12 protein-coding genes are annotated in these 15,409 nt (G+C 69.9%); 3 read left to right on the top strand and 9 right to left on the bottom strand.

Going from position 1 to position 15,409, the window contains the following annotated elements; translation table 11 throughout:
- Nucleotides 1-87 precede the first annotated feature (87 nt).
- The 6 genes from ddaH to sucC all read right to left on the bottom strand — a co-directional run bounded on the left by ddaH (nucleotide 88) and on the right by sucC (nucleotide 7,120).
- Nucleotides 88-1,299 carry a dimethylargininase gene (ddaH, locus tag A4X17_RS15950; RefSeq protein ID WP_064296649.1) on the bottom strand — a complete coding sequence of 404 codons (1,212 nt, stop codon included), beginning with the start codon at nucleotides 1,297-1,299 and terminating at the stop codon, nucleotides 88-90.
- A gap of 109 nt (nucleotides 1,300-1,408) precedes the next feature.
- On the bottom strand, nucleotides 1,409-3,016 hold the full coding sequence (purH, locus tag A4X17_RS15955; RefSeq protein ID WP_064296650.1) for a bifunctional phosphoribosylaminoimidazolecarboxamide formyltransferase/IMP cyclohydrolase: 1,608 nt from the start codon (nucleotides 3,014-3,016) through the stop codon (nucleotides 1,409-1,411).
- Nucleotides 3,013-3,639, bottom strand: a complete 627-nt coding sequence (gene purN, locus A4X17_RS15960; protein WP_064296651.1) for a phosphoribosylglycinamide formyltransferase — start codon at nucleotides 3,637-3,639, stop codon at nucleotides 3,013-3,015. Before purN ends, purH begins: the two co-directional genes overlap by 4 nt.
- Nucleotides 3,640-3,648: 9 nt before the next feature.
- Nucleotides 3,649-4,926 (bottom strand): DUF6350 family protein, encoded by a 1,278-nt coding sequence (locus A4X17_RS15965; RefSeq protein WP_064296652.1) that lies wholly within the window; start codon nucleotides 4,924-4,926, stop codon nucleotides 3,649-3,651.
- Between the two features lie 125 nt (nucleotides 4,927-5,051).
- The gene (gene sucD, locus A4X17_RS15970; RefSeq protein ID WP_064296653.1) at nucleotides 5,052-5,942 is read right to left on the bottom strand and encodes a succinate--CoA ligase subunit alpha; all 891 of its coding nucleotides are present in this window, start codon (nucleotides 5,940-5,942) and stop codon (nucleotides 5,052-5,054) included.
- Nucleotides 5,943-5,956: 14 nt separating this feature from the next.
- A complete protein-coding gene (gene sucC, locus A4X17_RS15975; protein WP_064296654.1) occupies nucleotides 5,957-7,120 on the bottom strand; it encodes an ADP-forming succinate--CoA ligase subunit beta in 1,164 nt (387 codons plus the stop codon).
- A gap of 160 nt (nucleotides 7,121-7,280) precedes the next feature.
- Between sucC and A4X17_RS15980 the strand changes: the two genes are divergently transcribed.
- Together A4X17_RS15980 and A4X17_RS15985 are read left to right on the top strand one after the other, a co-directional pair.
- Complete coding sequence (locus A4X17_RS15980) at nucleotides 7,281-8,081, top strand: oxygenase MpaB family protein (RefSeq protein WP_064296655.1); 801 nt, start codon at nucleotides 7,281-7,283, stop codon at nucleotides 8,079-8,081.
- 104 nt (nucleotides 8,082-8,185) lie between these two features.
- Nucleotides 8,186-9,760: a thioester domain-containing protein gene (locus A4X17_RS15985; protein WP_064296656.1), complete on the top strand. Its 1,575-nt coding sequence runs from the start codon at nucleotides 8,186-8,188 to the stop codon at nucleotides 9,758-9,760.
- Here the strand turns inward: A4X17_RS15985 and A4X17_RS15990 are convergent.
- The 3 genes from A4X17_RS15990 to A4X17_RS16000 all read right to left on the bottom strand — a co-directional run bounded on the left by A4X17_RS15990 (nucleotide 9,687) and on the right by A4X17_RS16000 (nucleotide 14,317).
- Nucleotides 9,687-10,685 carry an SseB family protein gene (locus A4X17_RS15990; RefSeq protein WP_064296657.1) on the bottom strand — a complete coding sequence of 333 codons (999 nt, stop codon included), beginning with the start codon at nucleotides 10,683-10,685 and terminating at the stop codon, nucleotides 9,687-9,689. The two genes, A4X17_RS15985 and A4X17_RS15990, sit on opposite strands and share 74 nt — an antisense overlap.
- A 73-nt stretch (nucleotides 10,686-10,758) precedes the next feature.
- Entirely contained in the window at nucleotides 10,759-13,227 is a 2,469-nt protein-coding gene (locus A4X17_RS15995; RefSeq protein WP_064296658.1) for an ATP-dependent helicase, read from the bottom strand.
- A gap of 13 nt (nucleotides 13,228-13,240) precedes the next feature.
- Entirely contained in the window at nucleotides 13,241-14,317 is a 1,077-nt protein-coding gene (locus tag A4X17_RS16000) for a glycerophosphodiester phosphodiesterase family protein (RefSeq protein ID WP_157583578.1), read from the bottom strand.
- A 194-nt stretch (nucleotides 14,318-14,511) separates the two neighbouring features.
- Between A4X17_RS16000 and A4X17_RS16005 the strand changes: the two genes are divergently transcribed.
- The gene (locus A4X17_RS16005) at nucleotides 14,512-15,369 is read left to right on the top strand and encodes a Bax inhibitor-1/YccA family protein (protein WP_064296659.1); all 858 of its coding nucleotides are present in this window, start codon (nucleotides 14,512-14,514) and stop codon (nucleotides 15,367-15,369) included.
- Nucleotides 15,370-15,409 lie beyond the last annotated feature (40 nt).

Below are 15,409 nucleotides of genomic sequence, written 5' to 3' on the forward strand. Positions count from 1 at the left end.
TCGAGCGGGATGTCCAATCGCTGCGCGACGGTCCTCCGGCTCAGATCCCGACCGCCGCGCGCTCCAGCCTGCTGCTCCACGATCGGCTCAGCTGACCCGCACGGACAGGCAGGTCACGCAGCCCTCGAGCTTCTCGAACTCGCTGATGTCCACCTGGACCACGGTGTAGCCGCGGTCCTCGAGCAGCGCAGCCGTCTTGGGAGCGGCTGCGGAGATGAGCACGGTGTCCTCCGCGAGTTCGACCACAGCGACGCCCTCGCGCTCGGGCACGACGAGGTGGCGACCGAAGAAGGACGGGTCCTCGACGAGGTCGGGGTGGACGAGCACGGTCCCGTCGGGGAGGGCGGTGACCGTCGACTTCAGGTGGAGGGCGGTCGTGACGGGGACCGCCACGACGTCGAACCCGAGCGGTGCGAGGATGGCTCGGAGCTGCCGGACGCCTTCGGCGTTGGTGCGGCCGCTGCGACCGACGTAGACGGTCGTACCGACCCGGAGGACGTCGCCGCCCTCGAGGGTGCCTTCGCCCTCGATCCGGTGGACCCGCAGGCCGAGCTCACGGGCGGTGGTCTCGGCTGCGACGACCTCGGGGCGACGGCTCTCTGCGCCAGGTCGGGTCACGACGGCGACGTCGCCGATCACGATGACGGCGTCCTCGATGAAGACGGAGTCCGCGAGCTGCTCGGCCCAGGAGACCTCGGTGGTGTCCCAGCCGGCGGCGTCGAACGCGGCGACGTAGGCGTCCCACTGCTTGTCGGCGAGCTCGGCATCGATCGGCGTCCGCTCCAGGTGCGTCACGAGGCCTTCGGCGAGGTTGGAGGCGGGCATGCGCACGAGCGCGATCCGGCGTCCGTCGTCGAGCACGGCGTCCTGCGTGCGGACGACCATCCAGTACACGGGGTATCCGATGAATGCCGCGGAGAGCGCGACGACGACCACGAAGACGAGGTTGAGGCTGATGAGCGTCGCGACGATGCTGCTGAGCACGGTGCTGTCGATGGGCTGCCCAGTCGTCGCCACCTGGACGATGAGGCCGAGGAGCGCTCCGATGACGGCGAGGGCGGCGCCGCCCAGCAGGGCGAGGAGTCGGTACCGGTAGAGGCCGACGACGCCCACGATCAGCAGCAGCACGAAGGTGATGATCGTGCTCTCGAAGAAGTACGGGCTCGCCTGGGCGAAGATCGTCCCGGCGAACTGGTAGCCGACGAACGTGACGAACATGACCCCCAGGAAGCCCACGACGATGGTCGCGACGGCGGCGGCGGCGGATGCGATGAGCTTGCGGCTCCAGGTGGCAGTCATCCGACAACCGTAGCCCAACGACACAGCGGCGTCGGGCCACGTGGGCCCGACGCCGCTGGGAGATCACCAAGAGCCAGCCCAGAACCCCCACAGGGGCGGGCGGCACGGCCTAGTGGAAGAAGTGACGCTCCCCCGTGAAGTACATGGTCACGCCGGCGGCTTCGGCCGCAGCGATGACCTCTTCGTCGCGGACGGAACCACCGGGCTGCACGACCGCGCGCACGCCGGCGTCGAGCAGGACCTGCAGGCCGTCCGCGAACGGGAAGAAGGCGTCCGAGGCCGCGACGGAGCCCGCCGCGCGGTCACCGGCTCGGCTCACGGCGAGGTGGCAGGAGTCGACGCGGTTGACCTGGCCCATCCCGACGCCCACGCTCGCGCTGCCCTTGGCGAGCAGGATGCCGTTGGACTTGACCGAGCGGCACGCCTTCCACGCGAAGATGAGGTCGAGCAGGGTGTCGTCGTCGGCCGGTTCGCCAGTGACGAGCGTCCAGCCCTTGGCGGTGTCCTGCGGGTCGTCGGCGAAGCGGTCCGCATCCTGGTAGAGCAGGCCACCGGAGATCTGCCGGACCTCGCGCTCCTCACGCACGAAGTCCTCCGGCAGCTGCAGGAGCCGCAGGTTCTTCTTCGTCTTGAGCACCTCGAGCGCGGCGTCCTCGAAGCCCGGGGCGACGAGCACCTCGGTGAAGATCTCCTTGACCGTCTCGGCCATGCCGAGGGTCACGACGCGGTTGGCTGCGATGACGCCGCCGAAGGCGGAGACCGGGTCGCACTCGTGCGCCCGACGGTGGGCCGAGGCGATCGGGTCTGGTGCCTTCGGGTTCGCGAAGGCGATACCGCACGGGTTCGCGTGCTTGATGATCGCGACGGCGGGGTTGGCGAAGTCGTAGGCCGCGCGGACCGCCGCGTCGGCGTCGACGTAGTTGTTGTACGACATCTCCTTGCCGTGCAATTGCGTCGCCTGGGCGATCCCGGCACCACCCGGACGGACGTACAGCGCCGCGGCCTGGTGCGAGTTCTCGCCGTAGCGCAGCACCGCCTCGCGACGACCGGTGACGGTCAGCGTGCTGGGGAAGGCGTCCACCTCGGTCGTCTCCGTGCTCGCGAACCACGCGGACACCGCCGCGTCGTACGAGGCGGTGTGGTCGAAGGCCTGCGCGGCGAGCGAGCGACGCTGAGCGAGCGTGGTGCCGCCGGCCGCGACGGCCTCGGTGATCAGCCCGTAGCGTTCGGGAGAGACGACGATCGCGACGTTGGCGTGGTTCTTCGCCGAAGCGCGCACCATCGCCGGCCCACCGATGTCGATCTGTTCGACGACGTCGTCACCGGCGGCGCCGCTCGCGACCGTCTCGACGAAGGGGTACAGGTTCACGACGACGAGCTGGAACGGCTCGATACCGAGCTCGGCGAGCTGGGCCTCGTGGGATTCGAGGCGCAGATCGGCGAGGAGTCCGGCGTGCACCGAGGGGTGCAGGGTCTTGACGCGACCGTCGAGCGACTCGGGGAATCCGGTGACCTCGGACACGTCGGTGACCGTGTGGCCCGCACCTCGGATGGTCGCCGCAGTGGAGCCGGTGGAGACGATCTCGACGCCCGCTGCGGCGAGTGCGCCGGCGAGCTCGAGCAGCCCGGTCTTGTCGCTGACCGAGATCAACGCCCTGCGGACGGGGACGAGGTCGCGTTCGCGGTAGAGGCTGTGGTCGTGGCTGGGACCGCTCATGACTGGGGTGCTCCTTCTGCTGGCGGGCGGGACGCCGTGGAGAGCGCCTCGAGGTCGATGGTTCCGGTGGCGAGGTCGCGGACGGCCTGGACGAGCAGTCGACGCTCCACCGGCTTGATCCGCTCGTGGAGGCTGTGCTCCGTGTCGTCAGGCAGGACCGGGACACGCTCCTGCGAGATGATCGGACCCGCGTCGACACCGTTGTCGACGACGATGATCGATGCCCCGGTCTGCGAGGCGCCTGCCGCCAGTGCGTCCCGGACGCCGTGCGCGCCCGGGAACTCGGGGAGGTACGCGGGGTGCGTGTTGATGATGCGCGGCGAGAGGGCGTCGACGACCACGGGTGGCAGGAGGCGCATGAGGCCGCTGAGGACGAGGACGTCCGGGTTCCAGACCCGGATCTGCTCGAGGAGGGCTGCGCCCCACTCCGCCCGCGAGTCGAAGGACGAGTACGGGACGGTGAACGACGGGATGCCGAACTCCTCGGCGTGAGCAAGGCCGTCAGCCTCCCGATCGGCACCGACGGCGATGACGCGAGCGGGGAAATCCGCGTCGCGTGAGGCTTCGAGGAGGGCGCGGAGATTGGATCCGCCACCGGAGATCAGCACGACGAGTGACAGCACCAGAGCATCCTATCGGTCGCGGGCACCCCGGCCGCTCGGCTGGGCGTACAGCTCCGGGAGGCGGTCCTCATCGGCCAGATGCGTCGGACCGGCCGCCATGCCGACCACGGCCGCGATCCCGACCGTCAGCGTGGTCCACAGGCCCGTCGCCCAACCGTTCGGGCCGACCTCGATGAGTCGACCTGGGCCTGCCGCGCCCGCCGAGAGGGCCGCGAGAACTCCGACGATGATGCCGGCGGTGACCCCGACGCCGAGACCGACGACCGCCAGTCGTGCGAGCCCGCCACGCCCGTCGAGGTCGACGAGCAGACGACGACGCAGCACCACGGCGGCGGCGAATCCGATGACGACCGGGACCACGAGGACCACGAAACCGAGTGGGCTCTCTCCCGTCGGGATGGCGCCGAGGACCGGCACGGCCGGCATGGGCCCGGCGAGCGTGCCGATCGGTGAGATCGCCGTGCCGCTCCCGATGGCGAAGCCCGCGCCGGTGATCCAGCTCATGGCCCAGATCACGAGGTTCGGGAGGTACAGGAGTTCGGCGCCGGTGACGATCGCACCACCCAGGACGCCGAACTGCGCGCTCTCATGCAGGGAGATGATGGCACCGTAGCCGACGGCGATGAGGATGGCGGTCAGGACCGCGGAGACCGCCACCAGTCCGGTGGCTGCGAGCGCTCCACCACGCAGCGCCGCGACGATCATCGACCAGGTCCCGTCCGGCATCCGGTCTCGCATCGCGCGGAGTCCGTCGAGGATCGGATCGGCCGCGTCCTGCTCACGGAACCGGACCCACAGTGCAGCGACCACGACCCCGCCTGCGAAGCGCACGGTCGGCGCGAGGGTCCCCTGGACGATCGAGGGGCGCACCGCCGGGTGGAGGGCGGTGAGGGCCACGAGGAACGAGAGCAGAGCGAACACGAGCACCGACAGCACGACGGCACCCTGCCACCAGGCGCTGCGCGCCGCGCGGGCCCCGGTGCGCAGACCGAACAGGACCGTGCCGATCGTGAAGGCGAGGGGCGCCAGGGAGACGAGGAACGGCTCCATCCCGGCGGGCAGTCCGAGCTGGGTGATGAGGGCCGTGTCGAGGGTGATGCGCATGCTCGAGCCGTTGCCGAGCGCCCAGATGTCGACGGCCCCCCGCCAGAGCGCGGCCGGGTCGACGTCCAACTGGAAGTGCAGGGCCCACAGGGCGAGGAGTGGGACGAGTGCGACACCGATGCCGATGGCCACGGCGAGGGTGGCATCGAGGGCGGCGAGGAGGGCGACGGTCAGACGGTTCATGCGCCTTCGACCCTACCTGGAGCCGCGCCCGCGGATGGTCAGGCACACGGCGTGCGTGAGCCGAAACGCCACGACGCGACGCCCGAACCGGGCGCCGCGTCGTGGTCGCAGTCGAGCTGCGGGTGTTACAGCGAGGCGATGATCTCGCGCATGAGGTCGGCGGTCTCGCTCGGCGTCTTGCCGACCTTGACGCCGGCGGCCTCGAGGGCCTCCTTCTTCGCCTGCGCGGTGCCTGCGGAGCCCGAGACGATCGCGCCGGCGTGGCCCATCGTCTTGCCCTCGGGCGCGGTGAAGCCCGCGACGTAGCCGACGACCGGCTTCGTGACGTTCGCCTTGATGAAATCGGCCGCGCGCTCCTCGGCGTCGCCGCCGATCTCACCGATCATGACGATGGCCTTGGTCTCGGGGTCGGCCTCGAACGCGGCGAGCGCGTCGATGTGCGTCGTGCCGATGATCGGGTCGCCGCCGATGCCGATCGCCGTCGAGAAACCGATCTCGCGCAGCTCGTACATCATCTGGTACGTGAGGGTGCCCGACTTCGACACGAGGCCGATCGGTCCCTTGCCGGCGATGTTCGCGGGCGTGATGCCGACGAGGGACTCACCAGGCGTGATGATGCCGGGGCAGTTGGGGCCGATGATGCGGGTCTTGGAGCCCTTCGACTGGGCGTAGGCCCAGAACTCGGCGGAGTCGCCGACCGGCACACCCTCGGTGATGATGACGAGCAGCGGGATCTCGGCGTCGATGGCCTCGATGACCGCGTCCTTGGTGAAGGCCGGGGGCACGAAGGCGATCGACACGTCTGCGCCGGTCTCCTTGATGGCCTCGGCGACCGTGCCGAACACGGGCAGCTCGACGCCACCGTCGTGGGTGACGGTCGTGCCGGCCTTGCGGGCGTTGACGCCGCCGACGACCTGGGTGCCGGCCTTCAGCATGAGCGCCGTGTGCTTGGTGCCCTCGCCTCCGGTGATGCCCTGGACGATGACCTTGGAGTCCTTGTTGAGGAAGATTGACATGCTTGTGCGATCCCTTACTTCGAAGCCAGCTCGGCGGCCTTGTCGGCGCCTTCGTCCATGGTTGCGGCGAGCGTGATGAGCGGGTGCGCGGCGGCGGCGAGGATCTCGCGGCCTTCCGCGACCTTGTTGCCGTCGAGACGGACCACGAGCGGCTTGGTCGCTGCGTCACCGAGGATCTCGAGCGCCTTCACGATGCCGTTCGCGACCGCGTCGCAGGCGGTGATGCCACCGAAGACGTTGACGAACACGCTCTTCACCTGGGCGTCGCCGAGGATGACGTCGAGGCCGGCTGCCATGACCTCGGCCGAGGCGCCGCCGCCGATGTCGAGGAAGTTGGCCGGCTTCACGCCGCCGTGCTGCTCGCCCGCGTAGGCGACGACGTCGAGCGTGGACATGACGAGCCCGGCGCCGTTGCCGATGATGCCGACCTCGCCGTCGAGCTTGACGTAGTTGAGGTCGTTCTCCTTGGCCTTGAGCTCCAGGGGGTCCTCGGCTGCGGTGTCTTCGAGTTCGGCGTGGTTCGGGTGACGGAAGGCGGCGTTCTCGTCGAGCGAGACCTTGCCGTCGAGGGCGACGATGCGCCCCTCCTCCGTGAGGACGAGCGGGTTGACCTCGACGAGCGTCGCGTCCTCGCCCTTGTAGACGTCGTAGAGCTTCACGAAGACGTCGGAGACCTGGTCGACGAGCTCCTCGGGGAAGTTCGCAGCCTTCGCGATCTCGACCGCGGCCGCCTTGTCGACACCGGTGAGCGGGTTCACCTCGATGCGCGCGAGCGCCTCGGGCTTCTCGACCGCGAGCTGCTCGATCTCCATGCCGCCCTCGACGCTCGTGAGCGACAGGTAGGACCGGTTGGCGCGGTCGAGCAGCACCGAGAAGTAGAACTCCTGGGCGATGCGTGCGCCGGCCGCGACCATCACGCGCTTGACGACGTGACCCTTGATGTCGAGTCCGAGGATGGACTTCGCCGCCTCGTAGGCCTCGTCGGGGGTCTTGGCGACCTTAACGCCGCCGGCCTTGCCGCGGCCTCCGACCTTCACCTGGGCCTTGACGACGACCACGCCGCCGAGACGCTCGGCCGCGGCCCGCACCTCGTCCGGGGTGTCGGCGATGATGCCGGCGAGGACCGGCACCTCGTACTGCTCGAACAGGTCTCGTGCCTGATACTCGTAAAGATCCACGTGTCATTCCCATCCGCGCTGCGCGCGTTCTGCTGTGATTGTCGTGGCGATTTTCGGCCGCGCGTTATCTCGGCGGCGAGAGAAAAAGGGCCAGTGACGACTCTACCCCCAGCGCTGCGCCGCAACCGGACGTTCGCAGTGAACGACTAAGGTCGGGTCCATGACCGGCATGGCGGACCTCGCTCGCGAGGGCATCCTCGTCGCCGGCGCCGGACGGGCCATCCTGCTCCAGATCGCGGACCCCTCGGTCGCAGCCGGGGTGGCGCGGCACAGCGACTTCGGCTCCCGTCCGCTCGACCGGCTGCACGCCACCCTCACCTTCGTCTACGCGCTCGCCCTCGGTACGCCGGACGAGCAGCGGAGCGCGGCCCGGCGGGTGAACCACGCCCACGCGCCCGTCCGCGCTCAGCCGGGCGAGGCCGCCCCGGGGTACTCGGCCTTCGACCACGACGCGCAACTCTGGGTCGCGGCCACGCTGTACGACACCGCCGTCCAGGTCTACGAGCTCGTGTTCGGCCCGCTCGACGAGGAGTCGCGGGAGCGCCTGCACCGTGAGTACGCGATCGTGGGGACGAGCCTGCAGCTCCCGCCCGACCGCTGGCCTCCGACCCGGGCCGCGTTCGACGAGTACTTCGCAGCCCGGGTCGCGGGACTCCACGTCACCGCGGAGGCACGCCGCGTCTCGGTCGAGCTCATGACCGCGCGTGCGGCGCCCCTCCCCGTCCGGTGTCTGCTCCCCCTCGTCCGACTCGTGACGGCGGGACTGCTGCCCGACGGATTGCGGAGCGCCTACGGGTTCCGTTGGACACCCCGGCAGCAGCGTCGCTTCGCGCGGCGGGTCGCCGCAGCGCGAGCCGTCTGGCCGCGTCTTCCGCAGCGATTGCGCGCGGCACCCTCCGCCTGGTACCTCCGGGCGATGCGAGAGCGGGATCGCACGGACGCGGCCCGCCACCTCGGCTGACGACGTTCCAGGACCGCCCTCCACAGCCCACTGGCGGAGCAGTCCCGTCCACATTCGGATCCTCGCCCGGCTGACCGAGATACCGCGGTTCGCACGATGGGGGCATGACAACACACCACCTCCCCCAGACCGGCCGCCTCCTCGGCGGCAGACCGCGGATCCTCCGGCTCCTGGCGGCCGTCCCGATCCTGTTGACGCTCGTCCTCGGCATCGTCCTCGGCGGCGCCACCGCGTCCTCCGCCCTGACCGCGACCGGCGCCGCCTACGGCCACCGCGACGCCTCGAACGGCCGCTGGCTCGGCTCGTGGGCCTTCGACGACGGGACGGTCGGGTTCTGCATCAACCTCGACCTCCCGATCCCGCCGGGTCACGCCTATGAGCACGTCGACGGATCATCGCTCGGCTGGTTCACCCCTGAGGACGCCGCCCGCCTGGCCTACCTCTCGCGACACTGGGGTGCAAGCCAGGACGCCGACGAGGCGGCCGCTGGACAGCTCGCCACCTGGATCATCACCGGCCTGAACGGGTGGACACCGGCGCAGATCGCCGCTCGGGCAGGAGCGAGCGCCGACCGCGTGCTGGCACTGGCCCATCAGATGCTCGCCGAAGCCGACGGGCCCGGCGGCGCGAGTCGGGGAGCGAGCGCCACCATGTCCATCGAACGCGGCGAGGACGGATTCGACCTCGTCCGAACGGAACTCGCCGTCGACTTCGTCTCCTCCGGCGTCACCACCCTGCCACCGGGTACCCACACCGGGACGGTCACCCTCGACGGCGCGACCTTCGAGGACGGCACGTCCGAGCGGATCGTCGGGAACGGTGAGAGCCTGCGGATCCTGCCGAGCACCGATGCCGCCGTCGTGGCGTTCTCAGCGAACGCCACCTTCGGTGAGCTGCCCTACGGTGCCGGGCTCACGATCGCTCGAAGCGCCGCCAACGTGCAGAGCGTCCTCATCGCCCGCCCGATCACGGTCGCCGCGGGGGCGAGCGCAGACCGCGAGCGCCCCACACCACTCCCCTTCCAGCCGGTCGTCGTCACCACCACCTCGCATGCGACGGCGACACCGGGAACCGAGATCACCGACCGGCTGTCGGTCGGGATCGCGACCGACTCGGGCCTCGCCGCGGAGTGGGGCCTCATCGGACCGGAGGGTGGACCGTACACGCCGATCCCGGTGACCGTCCGCAGCCAGCTGCTCGGTCCGTTCGCGGAGCGCCCGGTCGAGGCACCGGAGGTCCCGCTCGGAGCACCGGTGGTCTGCGAGGTCGAGACGCTCGTGGATGCAGGCCCCGGCGAGTACACGACACCGTCCTGCGTCCTTCCCGAGGACGGCTACTACGTGTGGGTCGAACGCATCGAGCCGAGCGACACCCTGCCGGAGAACGGCGGCGCGATGATCCGCCCCTGGCGATCCGCCTTCGGGGTCGCGTCGGAGATCACACTCGCCTCGACACCGACCGTGCCCGAAGCGCGCCTCGCCGAGACCGGCGCCGACGACCACTCCCTGCTCACGGCCGGCTCTGCGGCGATCGGGGCGCTTGCGCTCGGCGGTATCCTGCTCGCTCTCCGTCGGCGGATCCCTCCGAGTGGAGCGGGCGCGGCGCTCAGCGCACGTCGAGGAGGGGTGCGAGCTGGGCGCGGTCGACGTCCAGCCACGGCGCCGCAGGGTTCACGATGATCCCGGTGATGCCCTCGTCGCTCCGGAGCGCAGCCGCCAGTTCCGCGGCGGTCACGGGATACGCGTCGTCGCCGCGGCCGAGCGCCGCGATCTCGATGGGCGAGGTGAAGACCTCGAGCAGGCGGCGGTCCCCGAGCCGGGTCTCCGCGATGCCCACGGTCTTGCGATTACCCTCGTCGTCCATCTCTGCTCGTCCCGCCACGAATCCGCCATGCGCGGCGAGTGCCGCCACCAGCTGCTGGAGGGCGTCGGCGTCGCGAGGCTGGGCGAGCGCCTGCTTGGCGAGGTCGTTGTTCCGGCCGTCGCCGAAGAGGCGGACGATGAGTGTCTTCGGGACGACGGCACTCGCCTTCCCGTCGGCGGGGTTCAGCACGATGCCGGCGTAGCCTTCGCCGGCCGCCTGACGCAGCGCCCACACCGCGTCCACCGCGACCCCGGAGACGGGGCCTTCGGCAGTCCGCGTCTTCTCGAGCTCGCGAGGCGAGGTGAAGGCGAGGAGGTAGACGGCGCCCTCCGGGTCGCGGTGGACGCCGAGCGGGACGCGTCCCGCGGCCTTGTCCTCCTCCGAGACACCGTCGAGGCTCGTGGACAGCAGGAGCTTGCCCTGGATGCTCTGGCGCAGGACGTGCATCATCGCGCGCTCGTCACCGCCTTCGGCCAGAGCGGTGAGCGCCTGGGCGAGGTCGACGTTCGTGTCGGGCTCCCCGGCCGCGGGCGCCGGAGCGGTCGCAGGAGCAGCCGGCACCGACACGGGTGCCTCCGGTGTCCGTGCGGCGGAACTGACCGTCGTGACCGAGATGGGAACGTGCGGAACCGGTTCGGCGACCGCGGGGGTCGTGTCCTCCTCGGTTTCCCGGGCGGAGGTCGCTGCCTCCGCCGCTGCGGATCGGGCATCGGACGCGTTGCGCTTGGAGAACAGAGCCATGATGCCTCAGCCTAGAGGCTTCGCCAGGACTGGGGAACCTGATGCCGCCGGGGACTGCCGACGGAACAGGGGGTCACTCCACCTTCTCGATCGGGGCGATCTTGATCAGCAGCTTCTTGGCTCCCGCCGACTCGAACTGCACGTGGGCGATGCGTTTCGCGCCCTCGCCGGTGACGGCGTTCACCCGCCCCACACCGAAGTCCGCGTGGGAGATGCGGTCGCCGGGGACGAGCTCGAGATCGCCGTTGTCGCGGACCTTCGCCGTGATGCGGTTGGCCCAGGCCGTCTCCGGCTTGCTCGAACCGCCGGAGAACCGGGTGTCGCCCGCGGAGGCTCCTTCCGGGAGCGAGCGGACCGACCAGCGGTCGCTCGAAGGGGCGCGGCGGGCGTTCAGGGCGCGAGACTGGGTTCCACCACGACCGTTGACGTTGCCGGGCGACTGACGCCACTCGATCAGTTCGGCCGGGATCTCCTGCAGGTAGCGGCTGGGCATGGCGACGGCCGTCTCGCCGTACTGGGCACGAGTCATCGCCAGCGAGAGGTACAGGCGCTTGCGGGCGCGGGTGATGCCGACGTAGAACAGGCGCCGCTCCTCCGCCGGGCCGCCAGGCTCGTTCGCCGACATCCGGTGCGGGAGGAGGTCCTCCTCGATGCCCGTCAGGAAGACCGCATCGTACTCGAGGCCCTTCGCCGTGTGCAGGGTCATGAGCGACACGCTGCCCGTCGCGTCGTCGAGGTCGTCGGCCGCGGCGACGAGCGAGACCTCCGTCAGGAAGTCGACGATGCCGCCGTCGGGGTTGTTCTTGGCGAACTCCTTGGTGACGGCGATGAGCTCGTCGACGTTCTCGGCGCGTGCCTCATCCTGCGGGTCGCGACTGTTGCGCAGCGAGTCGAGGTAGCCGCTCTTCGTCATGAGGAGCGACAGGACGTCGCCGACCGCGGTCGCGGACGCCGTCGGGCGGTCGGCCGCAGCGGCGTCGTCGAGCGCGGCCTGCGCTTCGTCGAGGAGCGCCGACAGCTGCAGGATCGCGCTCGTGACCTTCGGCCCGAGCCCGAGGGCGTCGGCACGCCGCATGGCCTCGCGGAAGGTGACGCCGTTGTTCTCGGCGAAGCTCGCGAGTGCCGTCTCCGTCGCCGGTCCGATGCCACGCTTGGGCGTGTTCAGGATGCGCCGCAGCGCCATGATGTCGGCCGGGTTCGCGACCGACACGAGGTAGGCGAGGGCGTCCTTGATCTCGGCGCGTTCGTAGAACTTGGTGCCGCCCATGATCCGGTACGGGAGGGCCGCGCGGATGAAGATCTCCTCGAGCGCACGGGTCTGGGCGTTCGTGCGGTAGAACACCGCGATGTCGCTGTAGGCCGTGCCGGCGTTCCGGAGCTTCTCGATCTCGTCGGCGATGAACTGCGCCTCGTCGTGGCCGGAGTACCCCGTGAAGCCGACGATCTTCTCTCCGTCGCCGACGGCCGTCCAGAGCTTCTTGTCCTTGCGGTCGAAGTTGTTGGAGATGACCGCGTTCGCGGCCGAGAGGATGTTCTGCGTGGAGCGGTAGTTCTGCTCGAGCAGCACCACCTTGGCACCCGGGAAGTCGCGCTCGAACTCGGTGATGTTCCGGATGTCGGCCCCGCGGAACGCGTAGATCGACTGGTCCGAGTCGCCGACGACGGTGAGCGAGGCACCCTCGGTGCGGGTGATGGCGAGCTGATCCGTGCCGGCCTCGGGCGCACGCGTGAGCTCCCGGATGAGCGAGTACTGGGCGTGGTTGGTGTCCTGGTACTCGTCGACGAGGATGTGGCGGAACCGCTGCTGGTACTGCGCGGCGACGTGCGGGAACGCCCGGAAGAGGAACACCGTCTGGCTGATGAGGTCGTCGAAGTCGAAGGCGTTCGCGTCGGCCAGCGCGCGCGTGTACTTCCGGAAGACCTGCAGGAAGACGAGTTCCTGCGGGTCGTTCGTGTTGATCGTGCGGGAGTACGACTCGACGTCCGACAGCTCGTTCTTGAGCTTCGAGATCTTCGCGGAGGTGTTGGACGGCGTGAAGCCGTACGCATCGGCCTCGAGCTCCTTGATGATCCGCTTCAACAGGGCGCGTTGGTCGCCGCTGTCGTAGATCGTGAAGTTCTTGGTGAAGCCGAAGTGCTCGGCCTCGCGCCGGAGGATGCGGACGCAGGCGGAGTGGAAGGTGGAGATCCACATGCCCTGCGCGGCCTGGCCGACGAGCGCCTGCACCCGCTCACGCATCTCGGCGGCGGCCTTGTTGGTGAACGTGATCGCCAGGATCTGGCTCGGCCAGGCCTCCCGCTGCTCGAGCAGCAGCGCCACGCGGCGGGTGAGCACACTCGTCTTGCCCGATCCGGCACCGGCGACGATGAGCAGGGCCTGGCCCCGGTACTCCACCGCGATCCGTTGCTGTGGGTTGAGCCCCTCCAGCAGCCGACTCCCGCCGGCACGCTCGTCGGAGGACGACTCGGGGACGGTTGTCGTGGGCCAGCCGACGATCACCGGTTGCACGGCGTCGGCGTTCGAAGAAGGAGAGCTCGCCATATCGCCTGCAAGTCTAGGCGCTGCCTCCGACATCGCTCGGCCGAGCACCGCCGTCGCGGTGTTCCGCCCGGTCGCCGGCCGCGGACCGGGCGGCGACACCGAGGTCGGCCTGGTCGACGAAGCAGCCGTCGACCCCCGAGGAGAGCACCAGGACGAACTCCTCGAGCCAGCGGCCGACCGCCGCCGGATCGGCCCCGTCCCGGAAGGGTGGCGCGAGGAACCGGTTCTCGGGGCGGAGGGTCCAGGTGTAGACACGCAGGCCCACCGCGTGGGCGCGTTCCACGAGGTCCGTCGGGTGGGCGCCGTCGTCGTCGAGGTCGATGAGCATCGCCTTGTCCACGCTGATGGCGTCGACCTCGAGGGCGAGCGCCGCGAGTCCGGCGTCGGTCATCGCGTCGGCGTAGGACGGGGCCGAATCCCCCAGCCGGGCGACGAGGTCGCTCGGCCTGCCGGACCGCTCGATGAGGTACACGAACTCCGCCTGCACGCGACGGGCCTGCAACGCCGTGAGGACCGACTGCTCGAACGACTCGATGATGAGCGGTTCGCCATCGGGATCCGTGCCGAACCCCAGAGCGGCGAGCTCCTCGGCCAGGAGTCGATCGAGTGGGAGTCCGATCGAAGCGAAGTAGTCGGCGTGCTTCACCTCGGCCACGATGCCGACGGGTCGTCGGTGCGCTTCGGCCGCGCTGCGAACGACCTCGACGAGGTCGGCGAACCGCAGGATGCCCTCGGTGCCGTCGAATCCCGCACTCACCGTCCGCACCTCGGGGATCCGCTCACGTGCGGTCAGGGTCGACAGCTCGGCCCAGGTGAAGTCCTCGGTGAACCATCCGGTCAGCTCGTGGCCGTCGACGCGCTTCGTCGTCCGCCGGTCGGCGAACTCCGCCCGGGCGGCGACGTCGGTCGTCCCGGAGATCTCGTTCTCGTGTCGGACCACGAGGACTCCGTCCTTCGACGCGACGAGATCGGGCTCGACGGCGTCCGCACCCAGCGCGACGGCCAAGCGGTAGGAGGACTCGGTGTGCTCGGGGCGGTAACCGGGAGCCCCGCGGTGTCCGATGACGAGCGGGTTGGGCAGGGAGTCGATGCGCACGCCATCAGCCTAGGACGACGCTCCGGCATGCGCGCAGGGTGCCGGCTGTCAGCCCGCCGCGAACATCGGCGCCCGTTCGGGGTTTTCCACGCGCGACCCGGCTGATTCAAAGGGAACTCGGATACTCTGGGTGTCAGCAGCGCCGCTTGGCGCGACACAGCCTCCACGACTGAGAGTAGGAATCAGCCATGGCCCTCGACAATCCCGCGTTCTCGAAGAACCCGGCATTCGCGAAGCAGGGAGGCGGGACGCTGCAGGCAGCTCAAGCAGCGAACCCCTCGCTGACCGCCGAACAGCTCCGCAAGATGTACGAGCAGCCCACCGCACCGGCGGGTGTCGGCACCGCCGACCGCATGACGATCGAGAACACGCTCGTCAAGACGCTCGGCTCGTTCGCCGTCCTCGTCGTGTTCGCCGTCATCTCCTGGATGTGGACGACCTCCCTCCTGCAGGCAGGCAGCGGCTACGCCCTCCCCATGATCATCGGCATGATCGGTGGTCTCGGTCTCGGGCTCGTCAACTCCTTCAAGAAGGAGCCGGTCCCGGCGCTCATCCTCGGGTACGCCGTCTTCCAGGGACTCTTCGTCGGCGGCATCTCGCGCGTCTTCGAGGCGAACCCGGCCTGGTCGGGCGTCGTCGTCCAGGCGGTCCTCGCGACCCTCGCCGTCGTCGGCGTGACCCTCGCGCTCTTCGCGAGCGGCAAGGTCCGCGCCTCCAAGAAGCTGACGAAGGTCTTCCTCGTCGCCATCATCGGCTACGGCGTCTTCCAGCTCCTCAACCTCGTGCTCATGTTCACGGGCGTCCTGAACAACCCGTTCGGCCTCTACGGCGCGACGATCTTCGGCATCCCGCTCGGGATCGTCATCGGCATCTTCGCGGTGCTGATGGGTGCGTACTCGCTGGTGCTCGACTTCGACTTCATCCAGCGCGGCGTGCAGAACCGCGCACCCGCCAAGTACGGCTGGACCGGCGCCTTCGGCATCATGGTCACGGTCATCTGGATCTACGTCGAGATCCTGCGTCTGCTGGCCATCTCCCGCAACTAGCAGCGCACGCACTGCAAGGCCCGTCCCGTTCGCGGGGCGG

This window comes from Plantibacter sp. H53, from assembly GCF_001650455.1.
Classification (GTDB): Bacteria; Actinomycetota; Actinomycetes; order Actinomycetales; family Microbacteriaceae; genus Plantibacter; species Plantibacter flavus_A.